Here is a 17,014-nt window from a genome sequence, read left to right on the forward strand (position 1 = left end):
TTGCAGCAAGATTAACTCTTGCTGCATATGATTAGATTAACCCCTCAGCTCTTGCCATATTCTCTATCTCAACTCTCACATCATTGACAAAAGATAGCCATTCGGGTGTTGTGGCAAACAAATCAATTACGTCTTTGATAATTACTTCACTCGACTCGGGGTAAAGTGGATAGATAGCATTTACGTAATCGTGTGAGTTTAAAACAACTTGGATTGCTCCTAGTGAATTGTAAATATCCAGTTTTATATCGTTTAGAGTCGCTGGGTCAAGCCTTAGAATACACTCGCGTATATACTGCTCAGGTTTAACACCTTGCGGGAGTTGATATTGCATAATTCTTGGTAGTAGGTCATTTCTCCATGCTCGAGATCTAGCATCTGTGCCACTGATAACCTTGTTGATCTGATCTTGTTTTTCTTGAGGTGTAGAATAAACATCGCCATCAATTATTGAAAGAATTTTATTCTTATCTTTTCCGCTCATTATTAACCCAGCGGTCAAACTAAATGCATTAATGGCACTACCAAACTCATTGATATCAACATATGTTACGATATTCAGTTGTTGGCATATTTTTTTTATAATTCTAGCAGAGAAATCATCTTCAACGAAAAATGAGAGCGGTTTTTCCAATACTCCAGTAAGCGCGCGCATGGCGTCATGGGTGATCTGTTGTATGCATAGTGTTTGCGCGCCAGTTTTATAAATATACCGTATGTTTATTTTATCTGATTTCTTTAGCACCCCCTCCCTATGCGTAGTGAAAATGACTTGCAATCTCCGATTTCTGGAAATTTCAATAATTACTTCAAGCAGCCTTTGGAAAGCATCCTCGTGCAATAGTAAATCAATTTCATCAATTAGAATGAGAGAGTACTCAGGTGCTTCGTATAATACATTAAGAATTTTGATGACACGTTGTTCTCCAGCTCCCATGCTTACTTGCGAATATGTAACGCCATTAATGCCTAGCCCATAAACGACTTCATTCCATTTTTGAATAGTATGCTTGTAAATTTCACTGTAAGCTCTATTAAATACATAGCCTGTTTTGTTTTTAATGTTGATGCTATCAGTATCTGTTAATAGTGTCGTTGTATACTTAACATTCTGTGAGCCGGTGCGGCTTTTATTTTTAATGTAATTTATGTATTCAAGGGTAGGTGTTGATGTATAAATCCCTATAAAAAATATACTGCGATGGGGTTTAGATTCTTGTCTAGGGGACCAACGAGTATTTCGTTTTTCGCTGGGAGCATCGGTTACCACTACAGGAGCATTGGGACTTGCTCTGTCAACATATGTGTAGCTTAAGTAGAATTTGGTTCCTGACCATAATGCGTGGGGGTTTGGTTTGAAATACTCACTCATTTTATGTGTTTCTGAGAGGTCGTTTCCATCAGGTCTAAAACTAGATGCAAGGGCATGAAGTAAACTGGATTTTCCAACGCAATTTGCCCCAAGAATCGCGGTAACTCCATGAGGAGTAAAAGTGAGGCTATTCAAATCTTCAATGTTTTTGAGTTTATCAATTTTAATTGACATTAAATTTTGCTGTGTAAAGCGGCCCATCATCACTCCTTTAAAGTTATGCTGCACAAAGTTTATGCAATTTGCCGTATTCCATTGTTTGGTAACTCATATATCGCTAAATCATAACCTCTGCAACACAATTTTGGCATCATCATTTTCATGATGAATCTAAATGCTATTCAAGAGGTCGCGCGTCAAATCCGCAACCTCATTCGTACCGGTGTCATTATCGAGACCGATCTTGATGCGGGGCGCTGTAGCGTGCAGACCGGCGGCATTGTCACCGACTGGCTCCAGTGGCTGACCGCCCGCGCCGGGCGCTCGCGCACATGGTGGACTCCCTCGGTGGGCGAGCAGGTACTCATTCTTGCCATTCGCGGCGAGCTCGATACTGCCTTTGTGCTGCCCGCCATTTTCTCTAACGATTTCCCCGCGCCCTCGGCGTTTGCCGATGCGTTTCACATTGCCTTTCCTGACGGGGCGGTCATTGAGTACGAGCCCAACACAGGGGCACTCCTGGTTTCCTGTATCACTACCGCCGACGTCACCGCAAAAGAGTCCATTACCGCCACTGTGCCGATCGTAATGATTAAGGCTGACACCCGCGTCACGCTCGACACGCCCGAGGTCGTGTGTACCAACAAGCTCATCACCGGCTCGATTGAGGTGCAGAAAGGCGGAACGATGAAAGGCAACATCGAGCACAGTGAAGGCTCGCTGTCTTCTAATGGCAAGGTGCTACATCTCCATAAACACCCCGGCGACAGCGGCGGGCAAACGGGGACTCCGTTATGACGACACGCTACATCGGCATGAATCGCAACACCGGGCGCACCATTACCGACGCTGACCACATCAGCCAGAGCATGAGCGATATTCTGCGCACGCCGGTCGGCTCGCGGGTGATGCGCCGCGATTACGGCTCGCTGCTGTCCTCCCTGATTGATATGCCGCAGAACGACGCGCTGAACCTTCAGCTGATGTCTGCCTGTTACATGGCGCTGCTGAAGTGGGAGCCCCGCGTCACCATTACGTGGCTGACGATTGAGCGCCAGTTTACCGGTCAGATGGTGGTTGACCTGACCGGCGAAATCAAAGGCTCCGGCGACCCGTTATCCCTGACCATTCCAGTGAGTTGAATTTATGGCCTCAATTGACCTGAGCCAGCTCCCCGCGCCCGACGTGGTGGAAACGCTGGATTATGAATCCATCCTCGCCGAGCGAAAGGCGGTGCTGATTTCGCTTTTCCCGGAAGACCAGCAGGAGGCCGTCGCCCGTACCCTTGCGCTTGAATCCGATCCACTGGTCAAATATCTGGAAGAAAACGCTTTCCGGGAATTGCTCTGGCGCCAGCGTTTGAATGAGGCCGCGCTTGCCGTCACGCTGGCCTATTCCGAGGGCAGTGATCTCGATGTGATGGCGACGAACAATGACACGGAGCGCCTCACAATTACGCCCGGCGATGACACCACCATTCCGCCGACACCGCCGGTCATGGAATCCGATGCTGATTTGCGCCTGCGGGCACAGCAGGCTTTCGAGGGGCTGAATGTCGCCGGTCCGGTGGGCGCGTATGAATACCACGGACGCAGCGCCGACGGACGGGTTGCTGATATTTCAGTCGACAGTCCGACGCCTGCTTGTGTGACGATTTCCGTGCTCTCCCGCGAGGGTGACGGCTCGGCGTCTGATGACCTGCTGGCTGCGGTTGAAAAAGCGCTGAATGCGGAAGATGTGCGACCTGTGGGTGACCGCGCGACCGTCCAGAGTGCCGCCATCGTGTCGTACCAGATTGACGCGACGCTCTAATTTTATCCCGGCCCGGAAGCGAAACCTATCCTGCAGGCGGCGGAAGACAAGCTGAAGAGCTACATCAGCTCGCAACAGCGCTTAGGCCGTTACATTCGTAAGTCTGCCATTTATGCCGCGCTGCATGTTGAAGGCGTGCAGCGTGTCGAGCTGGCGGCACCACTGGCTGACATTGTGCTCAGTAAATACCAGGCCTCTTACTGCACGGAGTACAGCATCACCGCCGGGGGTACGGATGAGTAACCCCCGGTTTTTACCGACCGGCTCGTCGACGCTGGAGGTGCTCGCGGCAAAAGCCGCCACTGATATTGAGCGCGTACCGGGCGCGAAGATATTTATCCTGAAATGCCGGTGCGAGTCTCAGGCTTTAAGCGCGTCATAGACGAACAGGCGTGGTTAATCAGTAAGGTGACACACAGCCTCAATAATAACGGCTTCACGACGGGCGTTGAGCTTGAGGTAAAGCTTTCGGATGTGGAGTATGAAGCCGATGAGGATGATTGATTTAATGAATCTATCTGTTTGTTTTATATTAATTTAATGGGTAAAATGTTGGCGTTAAATCATAAAGGAGAGGTGATAAAAATGTTCCATTGTCCGTTATGCCATACCGCAGCGCATGCCCGCACGAGTCGTTACTTTATTGACACGACAAAGGAGCGTTATCACCAGTGCACAAATATCAATTGCAGCTGCACGTTCGTCACGACCGAAACGGTCGAACGCTTCATTGTGAAGCCGGGCGAAGTTACGTCAGCTCTGCCTCACCCGACATCATCTGGGCAGCAGCAAATAACATGGATGTGAATAAATGTAATAGCCCCGAAACTTTGGGGCTATTGCTTTACAAATTTGTGATTAAATCTGTTTAGCTTTGAATAGTGAGTTGGTTAAGTAGATACTCCATACTTTCTCGAGACTCAGGGGTATGTGAGAAGTCCACCTCATTACTGTTTTCTCTTAATGCCTCAAGAAAATCTTCTAGCTGACACGCGCGATGATATATATTCCATAGGACATAGAGTACTTCCCATTGACTGTCAGTGTAGCGTGGTGTTTCAAGTTTACGGCAATACGCGTCTTGTACGTTGGATGAATATGAGCTATAGAAGGCGTGAGGATCATCTAAACGTTCTGGTCTTATTTCTTCAATGTGTTTGAGCAGTGTGGCATCAGCATCACTTTGATTTTTCCTGCCGCATAACTGCCATACTCGGTAGTAATCTTCAGGGCGATGAAACCGTGCGCAAAGCATAAGTTTGATTTCAGCATCACCAGTGAGTTGGGTTCTGACTTTATCCTTCAACTGATTGCAATACTTCAGTAAGGTTGGGTCTCGCCCGAGAGAACTATCTTCATAGGCAGCACGTGCATATATAATGAATAATAGCGATTCAGTGTACATGCGACCCGTTTGCTCAAGTCTATCGGCTAGGTCATAGTTCCAGTCTTTTAATGGAACGCGGTCAGGCATGTTATCACGTAGATGAATCAGCAACTCTCGTGACATCTTGACAACATCATCCCACTGAGAAAGTTTTTTCTGATCATCTTCCACAGAACTTGCGTAGTTCCACTGATCGAAAAGCAGTTCATACTTTACAGCTAGTTCCCGGACAAACGCTTGCTCCTGCTCTTGCTTGACCATGTGATGTATGGCATTCAACTGTTTATCAAATCCGGCTTGAATTTGGTTGTATACCACATTAATTACGGGAGAAAGGTCGGGAAAATGATAGCGTTTTTGATTATTCTCGTTATCAAACAGACGAATGAGGCTTGTGATCTTCTCATCATCCAAATCAATGTGTGGCCCAAATTTTCCATCATTATGACGAGTGCCTAAAAAAGATCTGCTCTTTCTCATTTTTTAGCCTTCTGTTGACGAGGGTATCAATCACAACACCCTATACACGCCCAAATCGATTATGAGTCTCATATTAACCTTTTAGAATCCGGCGTAAAGGTCAGAAAACGCTTGATGATATAACCTTCAATCTTGTCGGAGGTTTGGATGTAAGGGTTCAAAGAATGCAGTTTAAAGCAAATGCTTATGAAAGGTTCATTTTTGGTTATCAATTTGGAAGAATTGATGGGCAACTGCGCGCTCTGTATAAAAATCAAAGCCCCGCATATGCAGGGCTTCTCGTATCGATGTGGTCAATCAGTGGACGTGACCTGAAATAAATACTTTTATTTCAATATATTACACACAAAAAATGAGCCCGCGTAAGAGCGATGTAATAGCTGATTAATCCCTGACGTTCAGTGTTGTGAGCCTGAGGTAAACGCACCACACGCAGATCGATTCCCGATTCAAAGAGCTTAATGCCTTCCAGCTCCGAGGCGACGCGTGGGTTAGGGTGTGCCGGGTTGAAATTCTGCTCAACAGCGGGCTGGCCACTGCCGTCATCACCCATTCCGGTACCAGAAGTGATGAGCAGCGGGCGCTGACTGCCCTGCAATACAGAGCCAATCGCGCGAATAACGCGGCGGTCTTTTTCGCAATTGTCGATAAAACGGCTGAAATCATGATCGAAAGCGGTGTGGATCACCGCATCACATTGTTCTATGCCAGCAATCCACGCCTGGGGATCTTCCAGCGTACCGCGCTGGGCTGTGGCGCCCTTATCGTTTAACTGCTGAGCTGCTTCTTCTGAACGTACAAGACCGGTCACCTGACGGCCGCGAGCCAGCAGGGCCGATACAACGCGTGAGCCGATAAAGCCCGTCGCACCCGTTATAAAAATACGCATAGCCTGTCTCCTGAGTGATTTAGTGCGACAGCGTAAGCGCGGATCTTTTACTATTAAAGTAGTGAGGTTATCAGGGTATAAACATTAACAGGGTGATTTATGACGCTGCTTTCTGAAAATCCGCTGGGTGAGTTTTTAAGGGCACGCCGTCTGGCAATTGACCCGGCTTCGTTTGGTTTTTTGCCGGGCCGCCGCCGTACGCCGGGCCTGCGCCGCGAAGAGGTTGCCCAGCTCGCGAATATCAGCCCGACCTGGTACACCTGGCTTGAGCAGGGCCGGGGGGAGCGCCCTCGCGTGAGGTACTGAACCGCATTGCTGCCGGGCTGCGGCTTACGTCTCCCGAGCGCGATCATCTGTTTATCCTCGCGTTTGGGCATCCGCCAGAAAACCGGGTAAGTCGGTGCGACAGCATAACCCCACGGCTGCAACGCGTACTGGAAAGCCTGACGATTCCGGCGATTATTAAAACCGCCACCTGGGATGTGGTGGCATGGAATCACCCGGCGACGGTTGTGCTGAAGGATTACGGGCAACTTCCGCTCGCGCGGCGCAATATTCTGCGCCTGCTGTTTACCGATCAGGAAGCGCGGGGGATGCAAGACGACTGGGAGGGCGTGGCCCGTCTCATCGTCAACGCCTTTCGGGCGGATGCCGCGCGCCTGGGTGCTTCAGAGGAAATTGATCGACTGGTTGAGGAGCTATCCGCTCAAAGTGCTGACTTCGCCCGCCTGTGGCGTAACAACGATGTGGCCGGGCATGGCGAAGGGTTTAAGGTGCTGCATCATCCGCAAATGGGAACGATTGCCCTGGAGTTTTCGACCTTTTCAGTTGAAGGCAGGCCGGATTTAACGATGATGCTCTTTAATCCGGCAACCGATGAAAGCAGAGCGAAAACAGAGCGCTGGATTTCACAGAACTCAGCTCAGCGCGTAGTCTGAGTCAGACAGTTTTTAATGCACCAGCCAGCACGCTATAGCAATCACACCAGCCGAAAAAACAGGCTTACCCTGTAATGGGCAGGAGCAACGGAATAGAGATTCTCCTGCCTGATTCAATCGCTTAACGAGGCACCTGTTCAACAAAACGTACTGGTATAAATATACCGTCCGCAGCGCCTTTTTGCTTAATTGCCGCGATAGGTGGAGTAGCCGTACTGGCTGAGCAGCAGTGGAATATGGTAGTGCTGATCGGCATTATCCAGGTTGAACATCACCGGGATTTCCGGGAAAAAGGTCGGCTGAGCGTTTTTTTTGTAATAGTCACCGGTTTTAAAAATAACGCGGTAAATCCCGGTCTGCGCCTTCTGGCCCGCCGGGTAAAGCGCTGGAATACGTCCCTGTTCGTTGGTGGTGCCCTGCGCCAGTTTCACCCACTCTTCCCCCTGTTTCTTATCCAGCTCGACCTCAATACCTGCGGTCGGTACACCGGTTTGCAGATTCAGCACATGCACGCTCAGGGGATTTTTCATCTCAGCGGCCAGGCCGCTCACGCTGAAAGCGCAGAGCGCGCCGCCCAGTAAATAATGCTGCAATTTCATCTCATCTTCCTTTTGGTTAATTGGCCGGGAAAGCATAAGACGAAAACAGTGCAGTCGCGCACAATGGGCTGAAATCTGTGAAATTTCCCAGAGCAGAACCGGCAACCGGGCGGCTGCCGGTCAGGGGAACTACTGGTTGCTGATCAGGGTACCTTTCAGGCCGTGTGGTTCGGAACGCAGATACTGTGGCGGCGCTTTGGCCTGCGCACCCAGTTCGGCGGCGGCGTGCCATGGCCAGCGTGGGTCATACAGTACCGCGCGTGCCAGCGCGATCAAATCGGCATCCTGCTCCTGCAGCGCCTGCTCGGCCTGTTTCGGTTCGGTAATCAGCCCCACGCCAATCACCGGAATCGAGACCTGCTGGCGAATCTCGCGGGCGAATGGCAACTGATAACCTGGACCGACGCTGATTTGCTGCTGCGGTGCCAGCCCCCCGCTGGAGACGTGAATGTAGGCGCAGCCTGCGGCTTCGAGCTGCTGGCTGAAAACAATCGATTGCTGATTATCCCAGCCGCCCTCGATCCAGTCGGTGGCAGAAAGCCGCACGCCAACCGGGATTTCCGCCGGCAGCGCAGCGCGCAGCGCCTTGAACACCTCAAGCGGGAAACGCAGACGGTTCTCTAATGAGCCGCCATATTCATCGTCACGCTGGTTGCTGAGCGGCGACAGAAACTGGTGCAGCAAATAGCCGTGCGCAGCATGCAGTTCCACCAGCTGAATGCCGATGCGTACCGCGCGCAGGGCGCTATCGACAAAGGCCTGTTTCAGCTGCGCCAGATCCTGTTTGCTGAGTGCGGCCGGCGGACGCTCATCCTGTGCAAACGGCTGCGCAGACGGCGCGACGGTCTGCCAGCCGCCGTGTTCCTCAGAGAGCTGCGCACCGCCTTGCCATGGCGCAGCACAGGACGCTTTGCGCCCGGCGTGACCCAACTGAATGCCAATCGGCAGGGTAGCGTAGCGCCGCACGTCCTGCAGCACGCTGGCCAGCGCGGCTTCTGTCGCGTCGTCCCATAACCCCAGGTCGCCCGGCGTGATACGGCCAATAGCTTCCACCGCCGTCGCCTCGATAATCAGCAGTCCCGCGCCGGAGAGCGCCAGCTGGCCGAGATGAATGCGGTGCCAGGCCGTTGCCTGACCTTCTTCCGCTGAGTATTGGCACATTGGTGCAATCACAATGCGATTTTCCAGCGACAACTCGCCAAGCTGCGTCGCGCTAAACAGTAAACTCATGCATACCTCATATCCGCACGTTAATGACTCACTACAGCATAGGAGCTGCAGCCGGATTTGCAGCAATGCCAGATGTAAGCGGCAATGACACACATTAATTACAACATACTATTAGTGATTAAAGTAATGGTGCCGGGTTCGGCTAACGTGCCGTTAAGGCTAACTAGCGCCCTTTATTCAAACCAGGGGCTGAGGCTCAACAGAATGCAAGCTAACGCTAAGGGATGCTGAATTGTTGGTAGGGTGTACAAGCAAGGATATTTTATAGCGCAAAGCCACAGATAAGGATGACAACGGTGTGCATTTCCGGCGCTCCTGTTTACATGGTAAAGCGACCGGCGAGCGATCCCGCCGGGCACGCCTGTTACCCTTCACACGACGGTGCTTTCGCTGGCGTCAGAAGATCGGACAATCCAACCCGATGTAGCATTTCGGTGCGCAAACGGTCGATGACCGCAAAGCCGATATTCGCGCCGTCTTCGGACGGATCGTTATGGACACGAAATGGACGTGTACCAAACGGCATACCGACAACATCGGCAATCTGTGCTGCAACGCGCGCGGGATCGGCATCCTCCGGCACTATCCCCGCAAAGGCCTTTTGCACAACATCGCCGAATCCGGCATAAGGACCTGCTTCATATTCCGCGACACGCCCGGTGTCGGCAGGACTTCCAGAATGGGCAAAATGGTTGGTCCCTTTGGTAAAGGCTCCCGGCACGATGATTGTTGTCTCAATGCCGAATCGGCTGAGCTCGCGCGCATACTGAACGGCAAGCGTATCCATCGCCGCTTTGGCGGCAAAATAAGGGGCCAGATAGGGCGGCGTGCCGCCGGTTACGCTGGAACTGGAAATCCAGACCAGCAGGCCTTCACGGCGGGAGCGCATATGCGGCAGTATGGCCCGGTTGACGCGCTGCGTTCCCAGCACGTTAACGTCATACTGCTGGGCGAACTGCTCTGGCGTGAAGGCTTCGGCCGGGCCGAACATCATGTGGCCGGCATTGTGTACCACCACATCAAGCTTCCCGGCGTCGGATATTACCGTTTCAATGGCAGCATCAACCGATATGTCGCTCTGAACATCAAGTTCCAGCGGCCGGAGGTCAATTCCTTCCCGCGTGGAAAGTTCGCTTAACTGGCGGACATTTGCGGCATTACGGCCAGCAATATCCCGCATCGATGCATAAACGGTATGGCCAGCACGAGCCAGCGCTTCGGCGGTCAGGCGACCGAAGCCGCTTGACGATCCGGTCACAAGGATAATCTTCTGAGGCATAACAGTACTCCTTTGACTCAATCTGCAGTTTGCGGCTCAGACCATTCCGCCATTGGCGCGCAGGATCTGTCCGTTCATCCAGCTGCCCTGTGGTCCGGCGAGGAAAGAAACAACACTGGCGATATCCTCAGGCGTGCCGAGGCGTTCCAGCGGATTCATTTTGGACATGCGCGCGATCAGTTCATCGCTTTTCCCGTTGAGGAAGAGGTCGGTCGCAGTCGGACCGGGCGCGACGGCATTGACGGTGATGCTGCGTCCGCGCATCTCTTTGGACATGATGGTTGTCAGTGTTTCGACGGCCGCCTTGGTCGCGGCATAGACGCCATAATTCTCAAGCTTAAGCCCGACAACCGACGTGGAGAAGTTGATGATGCGCCCGCCAGAACGCAGGCGGTTTGCCGCTTCGCGCAGGGTGTTAAACGTTCCTTTCAGATTGATGTCGATCTGCTTGCTAAAACTCTGATCGTCGGCGCTGGCCAGCGGAGATAGCATCATTACGCCGGCATTATTGACGAGCACATCAATACCACCAAACGCAGACTCGGTTAAATCGAACATGCGTTTTACCTGGCTGGCATCAGCAACGTCCGCCTGCGCGGTGATGGCTCTGCCACCGGCGGCTTCTATCTCCTCAACCACGGCGGCAGCAGCCTCTGCGTTGCCGGCATAGTTCACCACGATGGCAAAGCCGTCCGCAGCAAGCTGCCTGGCAATGGCGGCACCAATTCCGCGGGATGCACCGGTTACGATTGCAACTTTCTCTGAAGCAGACATAGATATTCTCCGATTTTCGCGCGGTATCGCGCCTGAACACGGAGAAAATCTAGCACTGTATCTTTTCCGGATAATCAGTCATTATCTGGTATCAGAATCCGAAAATAACGAACAATGCCATGGACCGAATTGATACGATGCGCGTTTTCACGCGTGTGGTAGCGCGCCGCAGCTTCACAAGGGCGGCGGAAGACCTCGGCCTGCCACGCTCGACCGTAACGGACGCGATTAAGCAACTTGAGTCGCGCCTCGGGATTAAGCTGCTGGAACGCACCACGCGTCACGTCAGCCCGACGCTGGACGGTGAAGCCTATTACAAGCGCTGCGTTTCTATACTGGACGATATCGAGGATGCCGAGGGCGCGTTTGCCGGCGCCCGGCCGAAGGGATTGCTGCGTGTCGATGTTCATGGCACGCTGGCAAGACATTTTGTTCTGCCGCATCTTCCTTGTTTTCTCGAAGCTTATCCTGATATTGAAATCTATCTGAGCGAGGGTGACCGGCTGGTCGATCTGGTGCGTGAGGGAATTGATTGTGTCCTGCGTGTCGGAACGCCGCAGGACAGCGATATGATCGCACGGTGCGTCGCCACGCTGGAAGAGGTCACGGTCGCTTCGCCCGGTTACGTCTCCCGGTTCGGGCTTCCGTCGGATCCGCATGAACTGCATTGCGGCCACAGGATGATCGGATTCCGCACCACGGGCAGCAGCGGCATCCTGCCGCTGGCATTCAGGGTGGACGGCAAGCGCATCACCACGACGATCAAAACTTCAATTACCGTAAATGCGGCTGATACCTTTGTATCCGTGGCGCGCATGGGTCTCGGCATCATCCAGGTGCCGCGTTATCACGTTGAAGATGATCTGAAGACGGGGGCGCTTGTCGAATTGCTCAAAGCCTTTCCACCTGAACCGTCTCCCGTCTCTGTCCTGTATCCGCGCAACCGACAGCTATCACCCAGAGTCAGGGTCTTCATCGAATGGCTAAAAGAACTCTTCCTGCAGCACGACGTGGATAGCAATGCCGGCAAGTAATCTGTGTGAAAATCGAAAACGGTGCAGAGACGGCTGGCGCCGTCACAGATTACACAGATATTGATAGAGCTCCACGTCCCGCTGATCCGGCGTAAAGCGCGGGCAGCTGTGGCACTGCTGGGTCAGCGTGCGGTAGTGCTGCAGTAAACCAAGTTCACGCAGCATACGCAGCCAGCCCATCGGGCCATAACACTGCTGCTCATAAATTTTGTCGCGGATACTTTTCACGTCCACGCGCAGCAGCGTGGCGTTAAGGTCACTGTAATCCGGGTGCTTTTTGGTGCCGCCGACCTGTTTGAACAGGAAATTGCGCTCGTAAAACGCAGCAACCTTCTCTTTGACCTGAATAAAGATGTCATCCACCTGTTCAATGAAAATGGTGTAGATCATGATTTTCAGGTACAGCATAAACACAATATTTTCACTGTCTGCCTGATAGCGTACCGACAGCGTGCCAAGCTCTACCACTTTGCGCTTTTCCAGCTGCAGGGCGGCCATCTCTTCATGAAAAAGTTTGCTGCACGGCAGACGGTTATTGTGATTGGCGATGACACTTAGCGTGCCGAGGATATCCTGGCCTTTGCGGGCGAGAAATAGCGTGCTTTCCGGATTCAGCAGCCCTTCGTTATAGAGAAAAATTGAGCGTTTTTCCTTAACGATTCCACTGCGGCGGTACTGTTCATTGGTCACCTCCATCCCTTTAAGGAAGTCAATCAATCCGCTTGCCGGTGTAATGCTAATGCGCTGATCGATACCATTAAGTATCCTGCACATTCTGTGGGTTCTTTTTGTCAGTACGCCATCAGAGATAGCGCTGCTAATCACTGATTTCCTTGTTAAATGCACTGTAATCCTCAACCAGTCCACATTAAAGTTTCGCTAATATAATAAATATAATTTAATGATTGAATAAATTTTTGCTGCAAATTTAGATCGCCCTAAAAGCGTGGCGGCAGCGGATGAGGCGCGTTGCAGGGGAGAAAATACCGGCGGTAACAACCGGAACGATAGCAGGGATAATGATTAGCGTGATTTAATATTCGTAGTCGAACAAACAGCATGGCGCTGGCTGATTTCAACGCCTCGTCGCGACAAAGGATTTTAGCTGATCAATAAACGCTCTCAGCGAGGCCGACATATGGGGATTGTTAACGTAATAGAGATGAAGACCTGAAAATACCGCAGACCACTCGCCCAGTACCTGCCTGAGTTCGCCGCGTTCATTCCAGGGTTGTGCGAACTGATCGCTGGCGATTTATGCAGCATCCACTCGTCGTCCAGCGGCTATTGCCACGCATGACATCATTACCGCCTTTAATCCTGAAAATCCCGTCGCTGATTATGTGCTTAACTTAGCGTTGACACGGCAACAGGGTGAAACATGACGTTTAAAAGGAAAAATGAAGCGGCAATCATTTCAGGTTCCTCGCTGCTGCGCAGTATTTTGCTGTCCGGCGGATTGCTGATATGCGCGATCATTGCGCTCACCCTGTGGACGCTGCGCGAAGACTGGCACGGCGCGGTGCGCCAGACGGAAGAGATGGCGGTCAATCTTTCCCTGTCACAGTCACGTCAGGCGGAAGATACCGTGCTCCAGACCGAACTGGCCCTGCGTGAAGTGCAGCGCGACCTGCAGGCGCAGCCGCTGGAAAAACTCAACGCCGCCAACCTGAGCCAGATTATGCGCGATCTGCAAAGCCGTCTGCCGCAGCTGCATGGGCTGTTTTACTATGATGAGCAGGGACGCTGGATCGCCACCTCCACGCGCAGCGTGCCGGTGGGCACCAACAACTCTGACCGTGAATATTTCCGCTATCACCGCAACAACAGCCGTGACAGTTTGCACATCGGCCCGGTGATCCGCAGCCGCAGCACTGGCGATCTGGTTATTCCGGTTTCCCTGCGTGTCAGTGATGCCGCGCGTGATTTCAAAGGCATCCTGTTAGCCACCATTAAAGTGGATTATTTCCGCCGTTTTTACAGTTACTACGAACTGGGGCCACGTGACGTGCTGGTACTGATGCTGGCAGACAGCACGGTGCTTTATGCCCGTCCGATGCCCGACAGCTACATCGGCAAGAGTCTTTCCGCCAGCCATCTGTTCCAGCAAATGCTGGTGAAAGCCGATCGCGGCAGCGGCGAGTGGAACGCAGCGCTGGATGGGCAGGTGCGCATCTTCGGCTTCGCCAGCTCAGAACGCTATCCGCTGGTCGTCGCGGCGGGTTATGACAAGCGCAATCTGTATCTGCGCTGGGTGAAAGGGCGACTGCAGGATATTTCCCTGAACGTGGCGCTGCTGGTCGCGATTATCCTGCTGGGACTGTTTGTCATTCGTCAGGCCCGGCATAGCCAGCATTATCAGGAAGCGCTGCTCAAACTAAAAAACGACCTCGCCGATGCCAATCACCATCTGGATCAGCTGGCGTTTTTCGATGGGCTGACCGGTCTGGCTAACCGCAGACAGTTTGACCGCTTTTTGCAGAATGCTTTGCATAATCTGCGGGAAAAATCAGCGCCGGTGTCGCTGATTTTGATGGATATTGACTACTTCAAACACTACAACGATCGCTACGGACACGTGGCAGGCGATCACTGTTTACGCCAGGTGGCCGACGCGCTTAAACGCCTTAAGCTACGGCAGAGCGACATGGTTGCGCGCTATGGCGGCGAGGAGTTTGCCATCATCCTCGCCGGTGCCGATCAGCATGCGGCGCTGAATATTGCGCGTCAGGCAGTACAGGCGATTGCTGACCTGCATCTGCCTCACGCCGCTTCCGCGCTGCCCGACGCGCAGGTGACGCTCAGCGCGGGCTGTGCGACCACCTGGCATGACGATCAGGCCGGCAACCTGATCGAGCATGCTGATGCGGCGCTCTACCAGGCCAAGCATAGCGGACGCAATCAGGCGCAGGCCTGGCGGGCAGTGAGTGATTAACGGTTAAAACCTGGAATGAAGCGTGAAACATCGACTTCCATAAACTGCGAGCGCTGGAAATTGTGTTTCAGGTCATACGGCACCGTACAGTCAAAAATGGTTTTACAGGTAATGCCATGGGCGCGAATCGAGTTACTGAAGGCCGGATCCTGTGAGGGATCGAGCGGGTGACAGCGCACGCCCGGAATAAAGATGGTATCCGCGTCGCCCTGATAACGCGTGGTCATCGCCCAAATCACGTCATTTAAGTCGAACACATCAACATCCTCATCGACCAGAAACACGTGCTTCAGCTCTGAAAAGGCCGAGAAAGCCAGCAGGGCAGCCTGACGCTGGCGTCCCTCATCCTGTGGGCCGCGCTTATTGATTTGCAGCACCGCAACATATTTCCCGGTGCCTGGCGAAGGGCAATGTACATTCTTCACCAGACCCGGTAACGCACGCTCAACCATATCGAGAATGCTGGCTTCGGTCGGGATACCGGCCAGATTGGTGTGCTCGTCGCTCGGTCCGATGCAGGTTTGCAGGATGGGATTTTTGCGGTGCGTCACGGCTTTGACTTTAATCACCGGCACTGCCGCCTGCGCTTCACCGGTATAACCCGGGAATTCCGGCATCGCTTTACCGCTATGGGTATGCTGATCTTCCTGTACGCCATAATCCGGCACCAGTTCACCCTCAATCACGATCTCTGCATGGGCAATGGCGCGGGCATCAACGGCGACACCCTTAACCAGCTCAACCGCCCGACCGCGCAAGCCCCCGGCTATCGCCAGCTCATCAAAACCGAGCGGTGTAGTCGGCGGCTCGAAACAGGCGCCAATTTCGATGGCCGGATCGACGCCAATACTGATGGTAATCGGCAACGCTTTGCCCGCCTGCTCAGCCTTGATGCGAAACTGATCAAGATGGCGGCCCGGCACAAAGTACATCGAGATCTCATCTTTGCCCTGCACACACAAGCGGTGAATGGTGACGTCGTGTTCGCCGGTTTCCGGATCGGCGGCATAACACATCCCCATGGTGAAATAAGGGCCGGCATCTTCAGGCGTGTTGGTTGGCGCGGGCAGCAGGCGGCGGATATCAAAACCGTCATCCGTGGCGAGGTGCACCACTTCCTGACAAACCGCCTGCTGCTGGCTTATTTCCACCGGTGCTATGGCGTTATGTACCGATGAACGCAGCAGATGCGCCAGCTTTTCTTTCGGCACCCCTAACAGGCGCGCCACGCGCTGCCGTGAAGCCAGCAAGCCAATCAGTACGCGAAAGTTGGCGTAACCTTTGATGTGATTAAACACCATCGCCGGTCCGGTCTGTGTGGGACGCATCACGGTGCCGCCCGCGCCAACGTAACGATAGACACCGGACAGCTCCGCTTCGGGATTCACCGGTTCATCGGTCTCAATATACTCACCATCAAATTGTTTCAGCAGTTCGATGGCAGAACGCAGATCGTAAACCTCACTGCTGTGCGAAGAGGGAGATGTGTTTGACATAGGCTGTTCCTTAGTTTGGGAGTATCAGGTCATCACTGGCGGGATGTAAACCCTGCCAGCGCGTGGCGCCAGCAGTGTCGATACCAAGCTGATCCAGCACGCGACCCACGATATGATTTTCCACATCAGCAATCGTGGCCGGATGGTTGTACCAGGCCGGCACAGGGGGAATCAGGCTGACGCCCATGCGTGACAGCGCCAGCATGTTTTCCAGATGAATGGTGTTGAGCGGGGTTTCGCGCGGTACCAGAATCAGTTTGCGCTGCTCTTTCAGGACGACATCCGCGGCGCGGCCAATCAGCCCTTCCGCATACCCGCTGCGGATACCGGCCAGCGTTTTCATGCTGCAGGGAATAATCACCATCCCGTCGGTGACAAATGAGCCCGAAGAGAGAGTCGCGGCCTGGTCACCGGCCGGATGAAACACATCGGCCAGCTGTTTGATTTCATTGAGAGAACAGTTGGTTTCATGTTCCAGCGTCACTTTTCCCCAGCGTGACAAAATGAGATGCGTTTCGATGTGCGGAATGTCCGCCAGCTGCCGCAGTAATCGCAGCGCGAGTGGGGCACCGGTGGCGCCGGTTACGCCGACAATGATGCGCATAAGGCCTCCTGTGAAAGCCAAAAAAT

General features: G+C 52.9%; 14 protein-coding genes and 4 pseudogenes. 8 read left to right on the forward strand and 10 right to left on the reverse strand.

Annotated features, from left to right (window positions below):
• Positions 1-31 precede the first annotated feature (31 nt).
• The gene (locus tag F3I21_RS12115) at positions 32-1,576 is read right to left on the reverse strand and encodes an ATP/GTP-binding protein (RefSeq protein ID WP_150059002.1); all 1,545 of its coding nucleotides are present in this window, start codon (positions 1,574-1,576) and stop codon (positions 32-34) included.
• Positions 1,577-1,693: 117 nt separating this feature from the next.
• Here F3I21_RS12115 and F3I21_RS12120 point away from each other — a divergent pair, with 117 nt between their 5' ends.
• From F3I21_RS12120 to F3I21_RS12145, 5 genes and pseudogenes are all read left to right on the forward strand, one after another.
• Positions 1,694-2,329: a phage baseplate assembly protein V gene (locus F3I21_RS12120; protein ID WP_370515515.1), complete on the forward strand. Its 636-nt coding sequence runs from the start codon at positions 1,694-1,696 to the stop codon at positions 2,327-2,329.
• Positions 2,326-2,673, forward strand: coding sequence for a GPW/gp25 family protein (locus F3I21_RS12125; protein ID WP_150059003.1), 348 nt, complete (start codon positions 2,326-2,328; stop codon positions 2,671-2,673). The genes F3I21_RS12120 and F3I21_RS12125 overlap by 4 nt, the downstream gene beginning before the upstream one ends.
• 4 nt (positions 2,674-2,677) lie before the next feature.
• Positions 2,678-3,586, forward strand: a pseudogene (locus F3I21_RS12130) (baseplate assembly protein).
• 78 nt (positions 3,587-3,664) lie between these two features.
• A pseudogene (locus F3I21_RS23405) lies at positions 3,665-3,847 on the forward strand (phage late control D family protein); the annotation flags it as partial.
• Positions 3,848-3,928: 81 nt separating this feature from the next.
• Positions 3,929-4,150: a DNA-binding transcriptional regulator gene (locus F3I21_RS12145; protein ID WP_150059119.1), complete on the forward strand. Its 222-nt coding sequence runs from the start codon at positions 3,929-3,931 to the stop codon at positions 4,148-4,150.
• A 61-nt stretch (positions 4,151-4,211) separates the two neighbouring features.
• Here the strand turns inward: F3I21_RS12145 and F3I21_RS12150 are convergent, their stop codons facing one another.
• Both F3I21_RS12150 and F3I21_RS12155 read right to left on the reverse strand, forming a co-directional pair.
• Complete coding sequence (locus F3I21_RS12150) at positions 4,212-5,210, reverse strand: hypothetical protein (RefSeq protein ID WP_150059004.1); 999 nt, start codon at positions 5,208-5,210, stop codon at positions 4,212-4,214.
• A 370-nt stretch (positions 5,211-5,580) separates the two neighbouring features.
• Positions 5,581-6,099, reverse strand: a pseudogene (locus tag F3I21_RS12155) (NAD(P)H-binding protein); the annotation flags it as partial.
• 99 nt (positions 6,100-6,198) lie between these two features.
• On the opposite strand from F3I21_RS12155, the pseudogene F3I21_RS12160 reads away from it, so the two are divergent.
• Positions 6,199-7,037 (forward strand): annotated as a pseudogene (locus F3I21_RS12160) (helix-turn-helix transcriptional regulator).
• 185 nt (positions 7,038-7,222) lie between these two features.
• Here the strand turns inward: F3I21_RS12160 and uraH are convergent.
• From uraH to F3I21_RS12180, 4 genes are all read right to left on the reverse strand, one after another.
• A complete protein-coding gene (gene uraH / locus F3I21_RS12165) occupies positions 7,223-7,636 on the reverse strand; it encodes a hydroxyisourate hydrolase (protein WP_058770194.1) in 414 nt (137 codons plus the stop codon).
• Positions 7,637-7,765: 129 nt separating this feature from the next.
• The gene (locus F3I21_RS12170; RefSeq protein ID WP_058759145.1) at positions 7,766-8,866 is read right to left on the reverse strand and encodes an NADH:flavin oxidoreductase/NADH oxidase; all 1,101 of its coding nucleotides are present in this window, start codon (positions 8,864-8,866) and stop codon (positions 7,766-7,768) included.
• Positions 8,867-9,230: 364 nt separating this feature from the next.
• The gene (locus F3I21_RS12175; RefSeq protein ID WP_150059005.1) at positions 9,231-10,145 is read right to left on the reverse strand and encodes an SDR family oxidoreductase; all 915 of its coding nucleotides are present in this window, start codon (positions 10,143-10,145) and stop codon (positions 9,231-9,233) included.
• Between the two features lie 36 nt (positions 10,146-10,181).
• Complete coding sequence (locus F3I21_RS12180) at positions 10,182-10,919, reverse strand: SDR family oxidoreductase (protein WP_058781488.1); 738 nt, start codon at positions 10,917-10,919, stop codon at positions 10,182-10,184.
• 119 nt (positions 10,920-11,038) lie between these two features.
• On the opposite strand from F3I21_RS12180, the gene F3I21_RS12185 reads away from it, so the two are divergent.
• On the forward strand, positions 11,039-11,953 hold the full coding sequence (locus F3I21_RS12185) for a LysR family transcriptional regulator (protein WP_150059006.1): 915 nt from the start codon (positions 11,039-11,041) through the stop codon (positions 11,951-11,953).
• 42 nt (positions 11,954-11,995) lie between these two features.
• Here the strand turns inward: F3I21_RS12185 and F3I21_RS12190 are convergent, their stop codons facing one another.
• Positions 11,996-12,643, reverse strand: a complete 648-nt coding sequence (locus F3I21_RS12190) for a hypothetical protein (RefSeq protein WP_150059007.1) — start codon at positions 12,641-12,643, stop codon at positions 11,996-11,998.
• Between the two features lie 691 nt (positions 12,644-13,334).
• Between F3I21_RS12190 and F3I21_RS12195 the strand changes: the two genes are divergently transcribed.
• Complete coding sequence (locus F3I21_RS12195) at positions 13,335-14,888, forward strand: sensor domain-containing diguanylate cyclase (RefSeq protein ID WP_058759152.1); 1,554 nt, start codon at positions 13,335-13,337, stop codon at positions 14,886-14,888.
• Here the strand turns inward: F3I21_RS12195 and F3I21_RS12200 are convergent.
• A complete protein-coding gene (locus F3I21_RS12200; RefSeq protein WP_150059008.1) occupies positions 14,885-16,384 on the reverse strand; it encodes a UbiD family decarboxylase in 1,500 nt (499 codons plus the stop codon). The two genes, F3I21_RS12195 and F3I21_RS12200, sit on opposite strands and share 4 nt — an antisense overlap.
• A gap of 10 nt (positions 16,385-16,394) precedes the next feature.
• Positions 16,395-16,988 carry a UbiX family flavin prenyltransferase gene (locus F3I21_RS12205; protein ID WP_150059009.1) on the reverse strand — a complete coding sequence of 198 codons (594 nt, stop codon included), beginning with the start codon at positions 16,986-16,988 and terminating at the stop codon, positions 16,395-16,397.
• Positions 16,989-17,014 lie beyond the last annotated feature (26 nt).

The sequence above is a fragment of the Pantoea sp. B_9 genome (assembly GCF_008632015.1).
GTDB classification, from domain to species: domain Bacteria; phylum Pseudomonadota; class Gammaproteobacteria; order Enterobacterales; family Enterobacteriaceae; genus Pantoea; species Pantoea dispersa.

Bases quoted from the DNA above. Each gene is read 5' to 3' on its own strand.
- F3I21_RS12115 (WP_150059002.1), bottom strand. From the start codon at position 1,576: ATGATGGGCCGCTTTACACAGCAAAATTTAATGTCAATTAAAATTGAT.
- F3I21_RS12120 (WP_370515515.1), top strand. From the start codon at position 1,694: ATGATGAATCTAAATGCTATTCAAGAGGTCGCGCGTCAAATCCGCAAC.
- F3I21_RS12125 (WP_150059003.1), top strand. From the start codon at position 2,326: ATGACGACACGCTACATCGGCATGAATCGCAACACCGGGCGCACCATT.
- F3I21_RS12145 (WP_150059119.1), top strand. From the start codon at position 3,929: ATGTTCCATTGTCCGTTATGCCATACCGCAGCGCATGCCCGCACGAGT.
- F3I21_RS12150 (WP_150059004.1), bottom strand. From the start codon at position 5,210: ATGAGAAAGAGCAGATCTTTTTTAGGCACTCGTCATAATGATGGAAAA.
- uraH (WP_058770194.1), bottom strand. From the start codon at position 7,636: ATGAAATTGCAGCATTATTTACTGGGCGGCGCGCTCTGCGCTTTCAGC.
- F3I21_RS12170 (WP_058759145.1), bottom strand. From the start codon at position 8,866: ATGAGTTTACTGTTTAGCGCGACGCAGCTTGGCGAGTTGTCGCTGGAA.
- F3I21_RS12175 (WP_150059005.1), bottom strand. From the start codon at position 10,145: ATGCCTCAGAAGATTATCCTTGTGACCGGATCGTCAAGCGGCTTCGGT.
- F3I21_RS12180 (WP_058781488.1), bottom strand. From the start codon at position 10,919: ATGTCTGCTTCAGAGAAAGTTGCAATCGTAACCGGTGCATCCCGCGGA.
- F3I21_RS12185 (WP_150059006.1), top strand. From the start codon at position 11,039: ATGGACCGAATTGATACGATGCGCGTTTTCACGCGTGTGGTAGCGCGC.
- F3I21_RS12195 (WP_058759152.1), top strand. From the start codon at position 13,335: ATGACGTTTAAAAGGAAAAATGAAGCGGCAATCATTTCAGGTTCCTCG.
- F3I21_RS12200 (WP_150059008.1), bottom strand. From the start codon at position 16,384: ATGTCAAACACATCTCCCTCTTCGCACAGCAGTGAGGTTTACGATCTG.
- F3I21_RS12205 (WP_150059009.1), bottom strand. From the start codon at position 16,988: ATGCGCATCATTGTCGGCGTAACCGGCGCCACCGGTGCCCCACTCGCG.